Annotated in this window: 16 protein-coding genes; 7 read left to right on the plus strand and 9 right to left on the minus strand. The window is 76.0% G+C overall.

What is annotated here, in order from left to right:
* On the minus strand, window positions 1–762 hold a 762-nt coding region (locus ACYVI6_RS14645; protein WP_460447073.1), incomplete at its 3' end, for a GNAT family N-acetyltransferase.
* A 99-nt stretch (window positions 763–861) separates the two neighbouring features.
* On the opposite strand from ACYVI6_RS14645, the gene ACYVI6_RS14650 reads away from it, so the two are divergent.
* The 3 genes from ACYVI6_RS14650 to ACYVI6_RS14660 are packed head-to-tail and all read left to right on the plus strand — an operon-like array spanning window position 862 to window position 3,170.
* Entirely contained in the window at window positions 862–1,626 is a 765-nt protein-coding gene (locus tag ACYVI6_RS14650) for an ABC transporter ATP-binding protein (protein ID WP_460447074.1), read from the plus strand.
* On the plus strand, window positions 1,623–2,387 hold the full coding sequence (locus ACYVI6_RS14655) for an ABC transporter permease (protein WP_460447075.1): 765 nt from the start codon (window positions 1,623–1,625) through the stop codon (window positions 2,385–2,387). Before ACYVI6_RS14650 ends, ACYVI6_RS14655 begins: the two co-directional genes overlap by 4 nt.
* A 15-nt stretch (window positions 2,388–2,402) precedes the next feature.
* Complete coding sequence (locus tag ACYVI6_RS14660; RefSeq protein WP_460447076.1) at window positions 2,403–3,170, plus strand: MerR family transcriptional regulator; 768 nt, start codon at window positions 2,403–2,405, stop codon at window positions 3,168–3,170.
* A 4-nt stretch (window positions 3,171–3,174) separates the two neighbouring features.
* Here ACYVI6_RS14660 and ACYVI6_RS14665 read toward each other — a convergent pair whose 3' ends face one another.
* The 5 genes from ACYVI6_RS14665 to ACYVI6_RS14685 are packed head-to-tail and all read right to left on the minus strand — an operon-like array spanning window position 3,175 to window position 8,548.
* A complete protein-coding gene (locus tag ACYVI6_RS14665; protein WP_460447077.1) occupies window positions 3,175–5,430 on the minus strand; it encodes an ATP-binding SpoIIE family protein phosphatase in 2,256 nt (751 codons plus the stop codon).
* A 15-nt stretch (window positions 5,431–5,445) separates the two neighbouring features.
* On the minus strand, window positions 5,446–6,069 hold the full coding sequence (locus ACYVI6_RS14670; RefSeq protein WP_284288794.1) for a DedA family protein: 624 nt from the start codon (window positions 6,067–6,069) through the stop codon (window positions 5,446–5,448).
* Between the two features lie 49 nt (window positions 6,070–6,118).
* Window positions 6,119–7,222 (minus strand): glutamate--cysteine ligase, encoded by a 1,104-nt coding sequence (locus ACYVI6_RS14675; protein ID WP_460447078.1) that lies wholly within the window; start codon window positions 7,220–7,222, stop codon window positions 6,119–6,121.
* Between the two features lie 52 nt (window positions 7,223–7,274).
* Window positions 7,275–7,661 carry an SRPBCC family protein gene (locus ACYVI6_RS14680; RefSeq protein WP_460447079.1) on the minus strand — a complete coding sequence of 129 codons (387 nt, stop codon included), beginning with the start codon at window positions 7,659–7,661 and terminating at the stop codon, window positions 7,275–7,277.
* The gene (locus tag ACYVI6_RS14685) at window positions 7,658–8,548 is read right to left on the minus strand and encodes an NmrA family NAD(P)-binding protein (RefSeq protein WP_460447080.1); all 891 of its coding nucleotides are present in this window, start codon (window positions 8,546–8,548) and stop codon (window positions 7,658–7,660) included. Before ACYVI6_RS14685 ends, ACYVI6_RS14680 begins: the two co-directional genes overlap by 4 nt.
* Window positions 8,549–8,728: 180 nt before the next feature.
* On the opposite strand from ACYVI6_RS14685, the gene ACYVI6_RS14690 reads away from it, so the two are divergent.
* Window positions 8,729–9,541, plus strand: coding sequence for an HAD family hydrolase (locus ACYVI6_RS14690; protein WP_460447081.1), 813 nt, complete (start codon window positions 8,729–8,731; stop codon window positions 9,539–9,541).
* A 7-nt stretch (window positions 9,542–9,548) separates the two neighbouring features.
* Here the strand turns inward: ACYVI6_RS14690 and ACYVI6_RS14695 are convergent, their stop codons facing one another.
* From ACYVI6_RS14695 to ACYVI6_RS14705, 3 genes are all read right to left on the minus strand, one after another.
* On the minus strand, window positions 9,549–10,169 hold the full coding sequence (locus ACYVI6_RS14695; RefSeq protein ID WP_460447082.1) for a CG0192-related protein: 621 nt from the start codon (window positions 10,167–10,169) through the stop codon (window positions 9,549–9,551).
* A 116-nt stretch (window positions 10,170–10,285) separates the two neighbouring features.
* Entirely contained in the window at window positions 10,286–11,785 is a 1,500-nt protein-coding gene (locus ACYVI6_RS14700; protein ID WP_460447087.1) for a sensor histidine kinase, read from the minus strand.
* On the minus strand, window positions 11,785–12,531 hold the full coding sequence (locus ACYVI6_RS14705) for a response regulator transcription factor (protein WP_460447083.1): 747 nt from the start codon (window positions 12,529–12,531) through the stop codon (window positions 11,785–11,787). The genes ACYVI6_RS14700 and ACYVI6_RS14705 overlap by 1 nt, the downstream gene beginning before the upstream one ends.
* Window positions 12,532–12,700: 169 nt before the next feature.
* Between ACYVI6_RS14705 and ACYVI6_RS14710 the strand changes: the two genes are divergently transcribed.
* From ACYVI6_RS14710 to ACYVI6_RS14720, 3 genes are all read left to right on the plus strand, one after another.
* Window positions 12,701–14,740 carry a glycosyltransferase family 39 protein gene (locus ACYVI6_RS14710; protein WP_460447084.1) on the plus strand — a complete coding sequence of 680 codons (2,040 nt, stop codon included), beginning with the start codon at window positions 12,701–12,703 and terminating at the stop codon, window positions 14,738–14,740.
* A gap of 186 nt (window positions 14,741–14,926) precedes the next feature.
* On the plus strand, window positions 14,927–15,232 hold the full coding sequence (locus tag ACYVI6_RS14715; protein ID WP_460447085.1) for a hypothetical protein: 306 nt from the start codon (window positions 14,927–14,929) through the stop codon (window positions 15,230–15,232).
* Window positions 15,229–16,474 (plus strand): hypothetical protein (locus tag ACYVI6_RS14720; protein WP_460447086.1); only part of this gene is annotated, 1,246 nt, incomplete at its 3' end. The genes ACYVI6_RS14715 and ACYVI6_RS14720, both read left to right, overlap by 4 nt.

Genomic DNA, 16,474 nt, shown 5'->3' on the forward strand with positions numbered 1-16,474 from the left:
CGCGGCGGCCCGGTCGCGCAGGGCCGGCAGCAGCAGCGCCAGGCCGAGGCCGAGGCCCTGCCGGGCGCGGTCGACGGCGAGGTGCGCGACCCAGCCGGTGCCGTCGCTGAACACCTTGCCGAGCACCACGCCCACCGGCACGTCGCCGGCCCAGGCGGCGAGCTGCTGCTCGGGCGGCGCGTCGGGGCCGAGGAACAGCTGCCGCCAGTCGTCGAGCGGCCGCACGTGGTGGCCGGGGACGTCGGCCCAGCCGGCCCGCTCGTAGACCATCTCGTGCACCGCGGCCTGCTCGTCGGCGGCGATCGGCCGCACCTGCACGTCGGGCGGCAGCACCGGCTCGGGCAGCACCCAGTCGTCCGACACCGGTCGCACCAGCTCGAACGACGACCGTTCGTGCCGCCACCCGTTGCGCTGCAACGCCTGCTGGGCGACGACGTCGGCCGCGAGGGCCTCGGTCTCGGTGACCCCGCACTCGCGCAGCCAGGCGAGCAGCGCGTCGTCCACCATTGCTGCCAGTTCATCATCGAGCGCAGGGTCGTGCACCGCCCAGGCCGAGCCCCCCGACCACCACCAGGCCGCGCCGAGCAGCCGCTCGCCGTCCAGCAGCAAACGGGTGCGCTGGTCGAGGTCGCCGACGAACTCCAGCTGCTGACGCAGCTCGGCCTCGTCCTCCTCCGGCGCACCGAACCAGCGCGTGGCGTAGGCGCCCTGCAGCGCCGTCAGAGCGGGGACGTCGTCGTAGGTCGCCGGTCGGGTCTGCACGACGTCGCAACCTAGCGACCCGACGACCCCGCGGCGACGGAATTTGCCTGCCCGGCCGGGCTTGACCCTGACGCAGGGTCAGGGCTGCACGCTCACGCCATGACCACCACACCAGCGCTCGAGACGATCGGGCTGACGAAGTCGTACGGCGATCGCGCGGTGCTCCGCGGCGTCGACCTGAGCGCGCCGCCCGGCAGCGTGCTGGCCCTGCTCGGGTCGAACGGCGCGGGCAAGACGACGATCGTGCGCATCCTGTCGACGCTGCTCAGGGCGGACGCCGGCACGGCGGTCGTCAACGGGTACGACGTCGCCACCCAGCCAGACCGCGTGCGGGCGTCGATCGGCCTCACCGGCCAGTTCGCCGCCGTCGACGAGGTGCTCACCGGGCGGGAGAACCTCGTGCTCGTCGCGGAGCTGCGCCGGCTGCGGCGGGCCGGCGCGGTCGCCGACGAGCTGCTCGAGCGGTTCGACCTCGTCGACGCGGCCGGGCGCCGGGCCGCGACGTACTCGGGCGGGATGCGACGCCGTCTCGACCTGGCCATGAGCCTGGTCGGCGACCCGCCGGTGCTGTTCCTCGACGAGCCCACCACGGCCCTCGACCCGCAGTCGCGGCTGGAGGTCTGGCGGACGGTGCGCGAGCTGGCCGGCCGCGGCACCAGCGTGCTGCTGACCACCCAGCACCTCGAGGAGGCCGAGCACCTGGCCGACCGGGTCGCGATCCTGCACGAGGGTCGGGTCGTGGCCGACGGCACCGTCGCGGAGCTGCAGCGGCTGCTGCCACCGGTGGAGACCAGGGTGATCGAGGTGCAACCGTCCCTCGAAGACGTCTTCCTCGCGGTCGTCGGTGCCCGGAGCGCGTCGTGAGGGGCGCGGCGCACGACACCCGGGTGCTGCTGCGCCGGTCGCTGCGCCACGTCGTCCGCAGCCCCGACACGATCGTCACCACCGTGCTCACGCCGATCGCGATGCTCCTGCTCTTCGTGTACGTGCTCGGCGGCGCGATCCGGGTCGGCGGCGACCGAGGCGAGTACGTCGACTACCTGCTCCCCGGCATCCTGGTGATCACCATCGCCTCGGGCATCGCCTACACGGCCTTCCGGCTCTTCACCGACGTGTCGGGTGGCGTCTTCGACCGGCTCCGCTCGCTACCCGTCGCACGATCGGCGGTGCTCTGGGCGCACGTGCTGACGTCGCTGGTGGCCAGCGCGGTGTCGCTGCTGCTGGTGGTGCTGGTGGCGCTGGCGATGGGCTTCAGGTCGGGCGCGGGGGTGCTCGACTGGCTGGCCGTCGCCGCCATCCTGCTGCTGCTCACCCTCGCGCTGACGTGGCTCGCCGTCGTCCCGGGCCTCACCGCGACGACGGTCGACGGCGTGAGCGGGTTCTCCTACCCGCTGATCTTCCTGCCGTTCGTCAGCTCGGCGTTCGTGCCCACCGACGGCATGCCCGGTCCGGTGCGCTGGTTCGCCGAGCACCAGCCGGTGACGTCGATCGTCGACACGGTCCGCGGGCTGCTCGCCCAGCAGCCGGTCGGCGCCGACGGCTGGGTCGCGGTCGCGTGGTGCGTCGGGCTGCTCGTCGTCGCCCGCGTGCTGGCCGGCGTGACCTACCGTCGCAGGATCGCCTGACCCGAGGAGCGCGACGTGCTGACGATCGGCCAGCTCGCGGCGTACGCCGACGTGACGGTGCGCGCCGTGCGGCACTACCACGCGAAGGGGCTGCTGCCCGAGCCCGAGCGCGACGCCTCGGGCTACCGCCGGTACGACGCGGCGGCCGTCGTCGAGCTGATCCGCATCAGGACGCTGGCGGACGCGGGGGTCCCTCTGTCACGGGTGCGCGAGCTGCTGGTGGCGGAGGAGGCGCAGTTCGCGGCCGCGCTGCGCGAGGTCGACCGGCGGCTGCAGGCGGAGATCCGCGAGCGCCGACGCCACCGCGAGCGGATCGCCGAGCTCGCCGCAGGCGACGGCCTGGTGCTGCCGGCCGAGGCGGTCGCCTACCTGCACCGGATGCGCGAGCTGGGCTTCGCCGACCGGCTCGTGGAGATCGAGCGCGACAGCTGGATCCTCATCGCCGCGCAGGTGCCCGACCAGGTGCCGGCGCTGATGGCGATCAAGCACGCGCAGCTCGAGCACGAGCCGCTGCGCCGGCTGTACCTCGACCTCGCGGACCTGGCCGACTGCGGCCCGGACGACCCGCGGCTGCCCTCGCTCGCCGACCGGGTGGTCGCGTTCATCGAGGCCGCCGCCGCCCGGAGCGCCCACGTCGTCGACGCGCCCGAGGTCAGCCCCGAGCTGGTCGCGCTGCTCGACGCCGCCTTCGTCGAGTTCTTCCCCTGCGCCCCGCAGCTGCTCGCCTTGCTCGAGGAGCGCGGCTGGGTCGGCTGGACCGACGTCCACCGGTCCGAGCGGTAGCCGGTCAGCGTCGGGCGAGCCCGTCGTGGTCCGGTGGGACGGGTGACGCCGCGACGTCCGACGTCGTGGACGGCTCGCGCACCTCGAACCACACGGTCTTGCCGACCTCGTCGTCGTCGACGCCCCAGCGGGTCGACAGCATCTCGAGGATGTCGAGGCCGCGGCCGTCGAGGGCGTCGTCGTCGCGGTCGGTGCGCGTCGGGTGGCGCGAGTTGTCGTCGCCGACCTCGACCCGCACGTGGCCCGGTCGCACCCGCACGCGCAGCCTGGCCTCGCTGCGGCCGTGGATGAACGCGTTCGTGACGGCCTCGCTGGTCAGCAGCACCGCCGTCTCGCAGGTGTCGGCACCGATCTTCGCCACCCGGCAGTGGTGCCGCACGAAGGTGCGCGCGCGCCGCACCGACGCCAGGTCGTGGGCCAGCACGAGCGAGGCGTGGTGGGTGCCCGAGGGCAGCGCCGACGGCGGCACCGTGGTGAGCGTGATGCCGTCGGCGGCGAACCGGCGGTCGTGGTCGACGGCGTCCGGCAGCCACTCCTCGGGGTCGACCGGGGCGCGCTCGCCCACCGCCCGCAGCGCGAGCAGCGCCACGTCGTCCTCGCCGCGGCCGGGCAGCTCGGCGAGCAGGGCGTCGCACAGCGCCTCGACCGGCAGGCCGGCCATCGAGCGCACGCGCCGCAGCAGCCACTCGGTGCTCTGGGTGAGCGACTCGCCGCGCCGCTCGACGAGACCGTCGGTGTACATCAGCACGGTCGCCCCCGCCGGCACCTCGATCTCGTGGTCGGTGCGGTAGACGCCGGGCTCGACGCCGAGCATGAGCTCGGGCTTCGCCGCCATCAGCTCGGCGGTGCCGTCGGGCAGCAGCAGCACCGGCGGCGGGTGCCCGGCGTTCGACCAGCGCACCCGCACGCCGCAGTGGTCCTCGAGCGGCTCGACGTGCGCCAGCACCGCCGTCGCCATGGTGTCGACGGGCAGGTCGGCCATGGCCAGGTCGAGCGCCGTGAGCACCACGGCCGGCGTCTCCTCCAGGCTGTGCGCGATGCCGCGCAGCAGGTTGCGCAGCTGGGCCATCGCGGCGGTGGCCACCCGGTCGTGCCCGGCGACGTCGCCGACCACCACGATCGTGCCCTGGCCGGGCACGTGGAACGCGTCGTACCAGTCGCCGCCGACGTACGACTCCTGCAGCGCGGGCACGTACCGGACGGCGACCTCGACGTCGGCCAGCTGCGGCGGCTCGGTGAGGAGGCTGCGCTGCAGCGTCTCCGAGAGCAGCCGCGACGAGACCAGGGCGCGGCGCTCGGCCGCCCGCACCTGGATGTGCCGCAGCGCCTGCGCGCACTGCGCGGCGAACGCGGCGAGCAGCGCGCGCTCGTCACCGGTGATCTCGCGCTCCTCGACCCAGCTGACGGTGAGCGACCCGAGCAGCCGGTTCTCGACGAGCAGCGGCAGCGACGCCCAGGCTGAGCGGTGCGAGCTGTCGTAGACGCGGCGCATGCCCTCGCCCCACGCCAGTCCCTCGTCGCGGGTGCCGAGGAAGATCGGCTCGGGCACCACCGACGCCACCACCGACGGCAGCCGCAGGTCGAGCGGCAGCACCTGGAACAACCGTTGTCCCTCGAGCCCGGTGTCGGTGATCGAGAGCCGGACGACGCCCTCGTCGTCGTCGCGCACCGCGACCCCGCCGCTGTGGCAGCCCAGGGCGCTCACGCCGCGCGTCACCACGATGTCGGTCAGCTCGGTGACGGTGTCGGCGGCGGCGATCTCGAGCGCGACGTGCGCCAGGCCCTGCAGGCGGCGGGCCGCGGCGGCCTCGGCGCGGCTCAGGTCGGCCGCGCGGTCGCGCTCGCGCACCACCCCCGTGACGTCCTCGACGGTGACGACGAGCACCGCGACCTCGCCGTCCCGGTCGTCGTCCGGGGACGCCATCGGCAGCACGCTGAACCGCCACCAGGTCTCGCGGCGCTCACCCGGCGGGCGCAGCCCGGTCCACCGCACCTCGCCGGTGCGCTGGGTGTCGCGCAGCTGCACCGCCGCGGCCAGCGCCTCCAGCAGCGTGCGGCCACCGGGCTGCGCCTCGTGCACCAGCGAGGCCGGGAGGGTGTCGTCGAGCGAGCGGCCGGTGAGCTCCGGTGCCGCGCGATCGAGCAGCCCGCACAGCCGCTCGGTGACGTCGAGCACCTGCAGCCCACGGTCGAGGAGCAGGGCCGGAGCGGGCAGGGCACGGAACAGCGCGCGGTAGTCGACCGTGCCGTCGGGTGCCACGCCGCACAGTGTGGCTCACGAGACGCGTGCGCGGCGGGCTCGACGGATCACCAGCCACCCGACCGCGCCAGCCAGCGCGGCGTAGACGGCGTAGTCGAGCACGTGCGCGTACCGCTCGACCGTGCGGTACTGCGTGCCGAGCGCGGCCCCGGCGCCCACCAGCAGCGCGTTCCAGACGGCGCTGCCGAGCACGGTGAGCAGGCTGAACTGCAGCAGCGGCATGCGTGCCGCGCCGGCCGGCAGCGAGATCAGGCTGCGGACGCCGGGCACCAGCCGCCCGAACCCGACCGCGGGCCGCCCGTGCCGGTGGAACCAGCCGGCGGCGCGCTCGAGGTCGTCGCGGTCGAGCAGCGGCACCCGCGCCAGCACCCCGATGGCCCGCTGCTCGCCCAGCGCGGCACCCAGCCAGTAGAGCAGCAGCGCACCGACCCACCCGCCGACCGTCGCGGCCACCACCACCAGCGGCAGCGACATCTCGCCCTGCTGCGCCAGGTACCCGGCGAGCGGCAGCACCACCTCGCTGGGCAGCGGCGGGAACACCGTCTCGGCGAGCGTGGCGACCGCGACGCCGACCTCGCCGAGCGCAGCGATCACGTCGGCCGCCAGCCCCACCAGCCCCGTGAGGCCCTCACCCGCCATGCCTGCCCGACGTCCGACCCCGCCCGGGGGTTCCCGCGCCGGGCCGACGTCACGTGATCGACGTCCAGGGGGCGCCGGCGGTGAGCGCGACCGCGTCGTGGACGACGGCCGCCGGGCCCCCGCGGGCCCGCAGCACCGCGCGCTGGCGGTCGGCACCCGTGCCGCGGGCGAGCACGCGGGCCACGCCGGCGTCGACCAGGGTCTCGTCACCGGCCGCCTTCAGGGCCGGCCGCACGTGCTCGACCAGCGCGTCGAGCACCTCCTCGGCGGGGGCGGGTCGGTGGTCGGCAGGGTGCAGCAGGTCGCCCCCCACGCCGTGCCGGGCCGCCTGCCACCCGGCCAGCCGCAGCAGCGCCGCCGGCACGTCGGGCGGCGGCTCGTCGTCGCGCCACCGTGCGGCGGACGTCTCGACCAGCCCGCGGGCCAGCGCCGCCAGCAGCACCGCGTCGTCGACGTCGAGGCAGACGTCGGCCACCCGGATCTCGAGCGTCGGGTACCGGGCGGACGGCCGCGCGTCGAGGTAGAGCATCCCCTCGTCGAGCAGCACGCCGGTGCCGAGCAGCCGCTCGACGAGCGCGCGGTACGCGGCCGCCGAGCCGAGCACCTCGATCGGCCCGGCCGACGGCCAGCGGCCCCACGCCTGGCTGCGGAAGCTCGCGTACCCGGTGTCGCGGCCCTGCCACGACGGCGAGTTCGCGCTCAGCGCCGTCAGCACCGGCAGCCAGACCCGCAGCCGGTCGAGCGCGCCGATCGCCTCGTCGTCCGAGTCGACCGACACGTGCACGTGGCAGCCGCAGGTCAGCTGCTCGGCCTGGGTCAGCCCGAACCGCTCCGCCATCCACAGGTACCGCTCGGACGACGTGGTGCTGGGCGTCACGTCGAGCGGCGACGTCGCCAGCGCGGCGACCGCGAACCCGTCGCGGCCGGCGGCCTCCGCGGCCCGCGCCCGCCAGGCCCGCAGCTCGGCGCCGAGCGCGGCCAGGTCGGCGGTCGGGGCGCTCGCCGTCTCGACCTGCTGCTGCTGCAGCTCGTGCTCGAGCCCGTCGATCCCGGCGTCCTCCGCCGCCCGCAGCACCGACTCGACCGCTGCGCGCGGCGCGCCGGTGGCGGCGTCCACGAGCATCAGCTCCTCCTCGACCCCGACCGTGCGCACGCCGCAGTGTCTCGGTGCGACGACGCCCGCACCAGGGGGTCCGGGCGGGTCGCTACGGCCGCACGAGCCGGCGCAGCGCCCAGCCCGCGAGCGGCAGGTACGCCAGCACGACGGGCGCCGGGCCCTCGACGACGAGCGTGGTCGCGCACCCCTCGGCGTCCGCCCGCACCCCGTGGTGCAGCCGCATCGTGACCGGCCCGGCGTGCACGGTCCACGACCAGGTGCGGGCGCGCTCGTCGACCTCGTCGACCACGAACCGGACGGCGACGCCCGGCGGGCCGTGCACCCGTCCCGTGCTGCCCGCGACCAGGCGCTCGGTGCTGCACTCGACGCGGCGGATCTGCGGCGACCAGGTCGGCCACAGGGCGGGGAGGGCGTAGCGCTCCCATGCGGTGGCGGGCGCGGCCGACCCGCGCACGACGACGGGTGCCGACCTCATGCCGCGGCCTCCGCGACGGCCCGCGCCACCGCGACGTCGAGCCCGACCGGCCGCCGCGGCAGCAGGTCGAGCGCGCGCGGGTCGTCGACCACGGCGTCGAGGTCGAGCGAGGCGAGCAGGTCGTCGGCGACCGCGGGGTCGACGTCGGTGAGCCGCTGCACCGCCGCCTGCTGGACGACGCGCGGCACCATCAGCACCTCGGGCACGAAGCCCGGCTGCCCGACCGCCCGACTGACCCGCCGCACCAGCTCGCGGTAGCTCACGGCGTCCGGCCCGCCCACCTCGAGCACCCCGCCGCGCGCCGCCGGGTGGTCGAGCAGGTCGCCGAGGTAGCCGACCAGGTCGTCGGCGGCGATCGGCTGCACCCGTGCCCGCGACCGCACCGGGCTGGCGATGACCGGCAGCGCGACGGCCAGCTGCCGGATCAGCTCGAACCCGGCGCTGCCCCGCCCGAGCACGATGGCCGCCCGCACCGCGGTGCGCCGCACCCCCGACGCGGCCAGCCCCTGTTCGACGGCGAGCCGGCCCTGCAGGTGCACGCTCAGCCGCTCGGTCGCGACGTCGGGCGGCACCAGCCCGCCGAGGCACACCAGGTCGGTGACCCCGGCCCCGGCCGCCGCCGCGCCGAACGCGGACGCCGAGCGGTGCTCGACCTCGACCACGCCGGGCACGCCGAGGCGGTGCACCAGGTAGTACGCCAGCTCGCAGCCGGCCAGCGCAGCGCCGAGCGTGGCCGGGTCGTCGACGTCCGCCGCGAGGGGCGTGCCCGCGCCGGTGTACCGCTCGGGGTGCCGGGTCAGCGCCCGCACGTCGTGCCCCGCGGCGGTGAGTGCTGCGGCCAGGCGGCTGCCGACGAAGCCGCTGGCACCGGCGACGGCGACCTGCATGCGCCGAGCCTGCCCGCCCGCGTCGTCCCCGGCCACCCGTGCCCCGCTCCCACCCCTTTCCGCGCCTCAGCCCGCTCTGCGCCGCTCAGCCCGCTTTCTTGGCGCGCACAGCGGGTTGGCGCGCGGAAAGCGGGACGAGCCGCGGAAGGGACCGGACGCCGGGCACGGCAGGATGGGGGCGTGCAGCGCGTGCGGATGGTGGCCACCGACCTCGACGGCACGCTCGTGCGGGCCGACGGCACGGTGTCGCCGCGAACGGTCGCTGCGGTGCAGGCCTGCCGCGCGGCCGGCGTCCACGTCGTCTACGTCACGGGCCGGCCGCCGCGCTGGATGCAGGCCGTCGTCGAGCAGACCGGGCACGGCGGGGCGGCGATCTGCGGCAACGGCGCCGTGGTGGTCGACCTCGACGACGACCGCGTGCGCAGCTCGCACCTGCTCGGGCAGGCCGACCTGCACGAGGCGGTCGGCCGCCTGCGCCGCGAGATGCCCGACGCGAGCTTCGCCGTCGAGACGCTCGAGGGGTTCCGCCGGCTCGACACGTACGTCGCCCGCTGGGACGCCGGGACCGAGCGCGAGGTGCGCGGCACGGTCGGCGAGCTCGTGCAGGACGACCCCGGCGTGCTGAAGCTGCTGGTGCGCGACGAGACCCGGCTCGGCGACGAGATGCTCGCGCTCGCCCGGCCCGCGCTCGACGGCCTCGCTCACGTCACCCACTCCGACCCCCACGACTGCCTCGTCGAGGTGTCGGCGCTCGGCGTGAGCAAGGCCGCCACGCTCAGCGCCTTCGCGGCCGAGCTCGGCGTCGACCGCGCCGACGTCGTGGCCTTCGGCGACATGCCGAACGACGTCGAGATGCTCACCTGGGCCGGCCGCGGCTACGCCATGACCGACGGGCACCCAGAGGCGCTCGCCGCGGCCGACGCGGTGGCGCCCCCGTGCCACGACGACGGCGTGGCCCAGGTGCTCGAGGCCCTGCTCGCCGAGACCTCGTAGACGCGCGTCAGGCCCGGACGGCGGCGAGCAGGCCGGACTCGCGCCCGTCGGCCCAGGTGCCGGTGAGCGTCGCGTCGCCCGGCCGGACGTCGAGGGCGCCCAGCACCCGCGCCACGGCGAGCTCGAGGTCGCCGCAGCGCAGCACGGTGACGCGGTCGAGCGTCGTGGCGTGCACCTCGCGGACGTCGGGCACCGCGGTGCCGGGCCTGCCGCTGCCGGTGACCAGCACGTCCGGCTCGCGCCGCTCGACGCCGTCGTCGCCCTGCACGAGCAGCTCGGCCTGCACGCCACCGGTCAGCACCGTGTGCGCCAGCGTCGCCGCGAAGACCGGGTCGGCGCAGCCGTCGTACACCCAGCGCCGCCCGAGCACCGAGTGCTCCATGGTCGTGACGAGCGCGTCGTCCGCACCGGCCAGCGGCGCCGCCCGGTAGGTCAGCGGCACCTGCACCACGGCGTCCCCGGCCCGCAGCAGGAACGTCTCGACGCCGACCTCCTCGGCCGGGTCGTCGAACCGGAACGCCCCGATCGTCGTCAGTGCGCCGCCGGGGTACCAGGGCTGCGCGGGCACCCACGCGTCGAGCAGCTCGGCCTTCGTCGGACGGATCTCGGCCCGGTGGATGGTCGCCATGCCGCGCACCCTAGGCCGCACCCCCCGACCCTGCCGACATGCGAGTACCGGTTCAGCGACACCCCGTCTGGTGAACCGCTGGTCGCACCTCGGCGTGACCTGGGGTCGCGCAGGGATCAGGCGTCGACGGGTTCGAGGGCCGGCGCGGGGGCCGGCTCGAGGGGGAGGCGGACGGCGAAGACGGTGCGACCGGGGTGGCTGGCGACGTCGACGCGCCCGCCGTGCGCGGCGACGATGCCGTGCACGATCGCCAGCCCCAGGCCGGTGCTGCCGTGGGCGCGGGAGCGCGACGACTCACCGCGCACGAACCGGCCGAAGACCGTGGGCAGCACCGACTCGGGGATGCCGGGGCCGTCGTCCTCGACGCGGACGACGGCGTCGTGTCCCTCGGCGGCGACGGTCGCGGTGACCGTGGTGCCGGCCGGGGTGTGGGTGCGGGCGTTGGCGAGCAGGTTGGCCAGCACCTGGTGCAGCCGGGCGCCGTCACCGGTGACCACGACCGGCTCGTCGGGCAGCTGCAGTCGCCAGTGGTGGTCGCGGCCGGCCGCGCGGGCGTCGGCGAGGACGTCGAGCAGCAGCGGCGTGAGGTCGAGGGGCTCGCGCTCGAGCGGGCGCCCGGAGTCGAGCCGGGCCAGCAGCAGCAGGTCCTCGACGAGCACCGTCATGCGCGAGGCCTCCGACTCGACGCGCTCCAGGGCGTGCGCGACGTCGGGCGGCACGACCTCGTGGCTGCGGCGGGTCAGCTCGGCGTACCCGCGGATCGCGGCGAGCGGCGTCCGCAGCTCGTGGCTGGCGTCGGCGACGAAGCCGCGCACCCGCTGCTCGCTGGCCTCGCGGATCGCGAGCGAGTGCTCGACGTGGCCGATCATCGCGTTGACGGCGGCGCCCACCTGCCCGACCTCGGTGCGGGGGTCGGCCTGCGGCACGCGGACGTCGAGCGCGACCTGCCCGCGCGACAGCGGGGTGCGGGCCACCTCGCTGGCGGCCCCGGCCACCGCCTGCAGCGGTCGCAGGCTGCGGCGAACCAGCAGCGACCCGCCGACGCCGGCGACGACGATGAGCACGCCGCCGATGATCACGACGACGAGCGTGAGCTGGCCCACGGTGTCGTGCACGGGTCCGAGCGGGAGGCCGGTGACGAGCGTCGCGCCGTTCGGCCCGCGCTGGGCGAGCACCAGGTAGTCGCCGAGCGTCGGCAGCGTCACCTGCACCGGCTCGCTGCCGACGGGCAGGCGGGTCAGCGCCGCCTGCGCCGCGGTCGACATGCTCTGCCGGGCACCCGTCGCGCCGACGACGCCGGCGCTCTCGACCGACCCGCCCACGACGATCGCGCCCAGCGTGCCCTCGGCGTTGCCCGGCGCGTCGAGGAACCGCGGACCGCGCCCGCCGAACCCCTGCCCCGTGCCCGTGCCCGTGGGCGGCGTCGGCCCGTCGCCGTCGAGCCGGGGCGCGTTGTTCTGGGTGCGTCTGGCCGCCGACGTCAGCTGGTCGCTCAGCCGGTCGACGAGGAAGCGCTGCATCGACAGCACGGTCACCAGGCCGACGACCAGCGTGACGGTCGTCAGCAGCACCAGGACGAGCGCGACGAGCTGGGCGCGCAGCGTCCGGGCGCGCATCACTGCCCGGGCTTCAGCACGTACCCGGCGCCACGCAGGGTGTGGATCATCGGGGCGCGGCCGGCGTCGATCTTCTTGCGCAGGTACGACACGTAGAGCTCGACGACGTTCGCCTGGCCGCCGAAGTCGTAGTTCCACACGCGGTCGAGGATCTGCGCCTTCGTCAGCACCCGGCGCGGGTTGCGCATGAAGTACCGCAGCAGCTCGAACTCGGTCGCGGTGAGCCGGATCTGCTCGCCGCCGCGCGAGACCTCGTGGCTGTCCTCGTCGAGGCTCAGGTCGCCCACGGTCAGCACCGAGTCGTCGCCGCCGGTCAGCACCGCCGTCCGCCGCACCAGCGCGCGCACCCGGGCGACGACCTCCTCCAGGCTGAACGGCTTGGTCACGTAGTCGTCGCCGCCGGCGGTCAGCCCGGCGACGCGGTCCTCGACGGCGTCCTTCGCGGTGAGGAACAGCACCGGCACGTCGCCGCCCTCGGCCCGCAGCCGGCGCAGCACCTCGAGCCCGTCGAGGTCGGGCAGCATGATGTCGAGCACCACGGCGTCCGGCCGGAAGTCGCGGGCGGTGCGCACGGCGCCCAGGCCGTCGGCGGCGGTCCGCACGTCCCAGCCCTCGTAGCGCAGCGCCATCGACAGCAGCTCGCTCAGCGACGGCTCGTCGTCGACGACCAGCACGCGCACGGGCGAGCCGTCGGGCCGGACGAGCGCGGCGGGGCGGGTGGCGGGGGCGGTGCTGCGGCTGCTCATGACGTCCACGTTCCGGGCTCTCGCTGAGGACTCACCTCGACGTTCCTGTGCGCCCGCTGTGGGAATCCCCTGCACAGGACCGGCACAGCCGCGCGCCACCGACGCTACAGCAGACGGCGCGAGATTCATCGGGACGCACACCAGCCGACCCGCCCCGAAGGGACCCGCCATGACCGCCACCCTCACCTCGCCGCCGCCCGCGGTCGACGAGGCCGCACCCACCCCGCCGAGGGGCCGGGCCGTGCGGCTGCTGCGCGGGCCGGGGGGCGACCCCGCGTGGGCCCGCCCGGCGCTGCTCGGCCTGCTCGCCCTGACCGGCGTCCTGTACCTGTGGGACCTGTCGGCGTCCGGCTGGGCGAACTCGTTCTACGCCGCCGCCGCCCAGGCCGGCTCGGCGTCCTGGAAGGCGTTCTTCTACGGCTCGTCCGACGCCGCGAACGCGATCACAGTCGACAAGCCGCCGGCATCGCTGTGGTTCATGGCGCTGTCGATCCGGCTGTTCGGGCTCAGCTCGTGGAGCCTGCTGGTGCCGCAGGCGCTCATGGGCGTCGCGACCGTGGCGGTGCTGCACGCGACGGTGAAGCGGGTCGCCGGTGCCGCCGCCGGGCTGCTGGCCGGTCTGGTGCTGGCGCTGACGCCGGTGGCCGCGCTGATGTTCCGCTTCGACAACCCCGACGCGCTGCTGGTGCTCGTGCTGACGCTCGGCGCCTGGATGACGCTGCGGGCGTGCGAGCGCGGTCGGGCCCGCTGGCTGGTGCTGGCCGGCGCGATGGTCGGGCTGGGCTTCCTCACCAAGCAGCTGCAGGCGTTCCTCGTGCTGCCGGCTTTCGGCCTCGCCTACCTCGTCGCCGCCCCGAAGGCGCTCGGACGCCGGGTGCTCGACCTGCTGCTGGCGTTCGGCGCGATGGTGCTCGCGGCCGGCTGGTGGGTCGCGGTCGTCGAGCTGGTCCCGGCCTCGATGCGGCCCTACGTCGGCGGCTCGCAGAGCAACTCGTTCCTCGAGCTGACCTTCGGCTACAACGGGCTCGGCCGGATCACCGGTGACGAGACCGGTTCGGTGGGCGGCGGCGGGGCGACCGCCGGCGGCGGGATGTGGGGCACCACCGGGCTGGGGCGGATGTTCGACAGCGAGAACGGCGGTCAGGCGTCGTGGCTGATCCCGGCGGCGCTGGTGCTGCTCGTGGGCGGCTTCTGGGCGGTCGGACGGGCCCGGCGCACCGACGTCCGGCGCGCGGCCCTGGTCGTGTGGGGCGGCTGGCTGCTGGTGACGCTCGTGACGTTCTCGTTCATGAGCGGCATCTTCCACGCGTACTACACGGTGGCCCTGGCGCCCGCGATCGCCGCCGTCGTCGGCACCGGCGCCGCCCTGCTGTGGCAGCGCCGCCGCTCGCTGGTCGCCGCCGGGTTCCTCGGTGCGGCAGCCGTCGCCGGCTCCGTCTGGGGGTTCGTGCTGCTGGGCCGGTCGAGCGACGTCGTGCCGTGGCTGCGCTGGCCGGTGCTGCTGCTCGGCCTCGGCGCGGGCGCCGCGCTGGTGGCGCCGTCGGCGCTGCGCGGGCGCTGGCAGCAGGCCGTCGCCGCGGTCGCGGTGGTCGCCTCGCTCGCCGGGCCGGCCGCGTACACGGTCGACACCGTGACCACGCCGCACACCGGCTCGATCGTCACCGCCGGCCCGAGCGTCGCCGGAGGCGGCTTCGGCGGCGGGATGCGCGGCGGCCCTGGTGGCGGTGGCGGCGTCGGCGGTCCGCCCGGGCTGGCCCAGGGTGCGACCGGCACCGGCACCCGGCCGGCCGGTGGACCCGGTGGCGGCGGGGGCGGCGGTGGTCTGCTGACCGGCTCGACGTCGAGCGCGGAGCTCACCGCGGCGCTGCAGGCCGACGCGTCGAGCTACACGTGGGTCGCCGCGGCCGTCGGGTCGAACACCGCGAGCGGCTACCAGCTCGCCAGCCAGGAGCCCGTCATGGCGATCGGCGGCTTCAACGGCAGCGACCCGGCCCCGACCCTCGCGCAGTTCCAGGCGTACGTCGCCGCCGGCGAGATCCACTGGGTCATCGGCTCGGGCGGCGGCGGCCTCGGCCAGCAGAACGGCGGGTCGAGCGCGTCGTCCGAGATCGCGAGCTGGGTCGCGGCGAGCTTCACCGCCCAGACGATCGGCGGTACCACGGTCTACGACCTGACGCAGGGCGCGACCGACGGGTCGACGACCGCCTGAGGGCCCACGGCCGGCTGCCGTCCTCGCGACGGCAGCCGGTCGTGTTTCCATCATGTGAAATCTTGCCGTCGGGCGAACGGCGCGACGGTTGCCGTCGTGCAGGATGCAGAGCGGTCGGCGTCCCGTGCCGACCGCGGTCGCGCGTCGGCAGGCGCCGCGGCCGGTGTCCGACGACAGGGGACGATCGTGGAGCTCCACCTCGACGAGCAGCAGCTGAGCCGTCTCGCCCTCCAGGTCGACGACGCCGACCACGCGCTGCAGCGAGCCGGCGCCCACACCGCGCCCGACCTGCAGCACGCCTTCGGGCCCACTGGCGCCGGCCGGACGGCGAACGCGGCCTACGCGCAGGCCCGCAGCCGGCTGACCGAGGCGGCCGGGCAGCTCGCCCGGCAGGCCGCCGACCACGCCGACGCGCTGCGCCGGGCCGCACGCGACACCGCCGACGCCGAGAACGCAGCCGACAGCGCGGCCGGAGGCTGGCGGCGCCAGTGAGCGCCGACGTCAACGGCGCGATCGCCGGCTGGTTGTCGAAGGCGCTCGTCTCCCTCGGCGACCCCGACGGTCTCGCGTCCGGCGTCCAGTCGCTGCAGCGCCAGCGGATCGCCGCCGAGGTGGCCGTGCGACAGCTCGCGGCCACCCCGGCGCTCGGCGGCACCAGCGCGACCGCGGCGGCCCAGCTGCAGGCGCTCGAGCAGCACCGGGCCGGGGCCGAGGAGCTGCTCGAACGGCTGCGGGCGTCGGAGCAGGAGCTGCGCGAGCACGGCACGAAGGCCCAGCAGACCGCCAAGCAGGTCATCGGCCTGGTGCTCGAGCTGCTCGAGGTGCTCGCCGCGGGCTACGCGCTGACCGTGCTGTTCGGGTGGGCCTCGAACCTGATCTGGGCCCGGGCGATGGCGCTGATGAGCCGCATCGCCCTGCTGCTGCAACGCATCCAGACGGGCATGCGGTCGTTCGCCGTGGCCATGGCCGAGCACGGTGCCTGGACCGGCCGGCTCGGCAGCGCGATCGAGACCGCCGTCGTCGACCTCACGCCGGCGTACGTGCGCGCCTACCCCGGGTTCGTGCTGGCCAGCTCGATGCCGAGCCTGATGAGCGGGCGCCCGGTCGACTGGGCGACGAACGCCTGGCAGACGGCGCTGTTCGTCGGCCTCGACGCCGCCGCCTACGGCACGTTCCGCGTCATCGAGCAGACCGCGCTCGGCGCCCGGTTCAAGCAGTTCGTCGTCGGCCGCCCCGCCGCGGACGACGCGGGCGCGGCCGGTCGGAGCGCGGACGACGCGGGCCGGTCGGCCGGGGACGACGTGGCGCGCTCGGGCGCGGACGACGTGGGAGACGCCGTCCCCGCCGTCGCGGGGTCGGTCGGCGGTGCGGGGCGTTCGGGTGCCACCGTCACCTCGCGCGGCGCGCTGCGTCCCGAGGCCGCGCAGCCACCGCGCATCGCCCTCGCCTGCCCGGCCTCGCCCTCGCGCAGCAGCACCTCGCGGTCGTCGGACGGCTTCGAGGTGCCGACCCGGACCGGCCGGCTGCACCCGCGCACCGAGCCGCACCCGTTCGCCGCTCGACCTCCGCGGCCGGTGTCGGTGCACCGGCCCACCGGTCGACCGCCTCGCGAGTCGCCGCCCGACCGCGACGGCCTGCTCGAGCACGCGGCGCCGTCCCCGTCGTCCCGGCCGCGCCGGTTCCGCCCGCCGCCCGTGCCGCCGTCGCCGCGGTCGGGGGTGCGACCCAGCGCCG

It is taken from the genome of Angustibacter aerolatus, assembly GCF_054776675.1.

Coding starts and splice junctions, on each gene's coding strand:
- ACYVI6_RS14650 (WP_460447074.1), top strand. CDS start 862: ATGACCACCACACCAGCGCTCGAGACGATCGGGCTGACGAAGTCGTAC.
- ACYVI6_RS14670 (WP_284288794.1), bottom strand. CDS start 6,069: ATGGCGGGTGAGGGCCTCACGGGGCTGGTGGGGCTGGCGGCCGACGTG.
- ACYVI6_RS14680 (WP_460447079.1), bottom strand. CDS start 7,661: ATGAGGTCGGCACCCGTCGTCGTGCGCGGGTCGGCCGCGCCCGCCACC.
- ACYVI6_RS14685 (WP_460447080.1), bottom strand. CDS start 8,548: ATGCAGGTCGCCGTCGCCGGTGCCAGCGGCTTCGTCGGCAGCCGCCTG.
- ACYVI6_RS14695 (WP_460447082.1), bottom strand. CDS start 10,169: ATGGCGACCATCCACCGGGCCGAGATCCGTCCGACGAAGGCCGAGCTG.
- ACYVI6_RS14700 (WP_460447087.1), bottom strand. CDS start 11,785: ATGCGCGCCCGGACGCTGCGCGCCCAGCTCGTCGCGCTCGTCCTGGTG.
- ACYVI6_RS14705 (WP_460447083.1), bottom strand. CDS start 12,531: ATGAGCAGCCGCAGCACCGCCCCCGCCACCCGCCCCGCCGCGCTCGTC.
- ACYVI6_RS14710 (WP_460447084.1), top strand. CDS start 12,701: ATGACCGCCACCCTCACCTCGCCGCCGCCCGCGGTCGACGAGGCCGCA.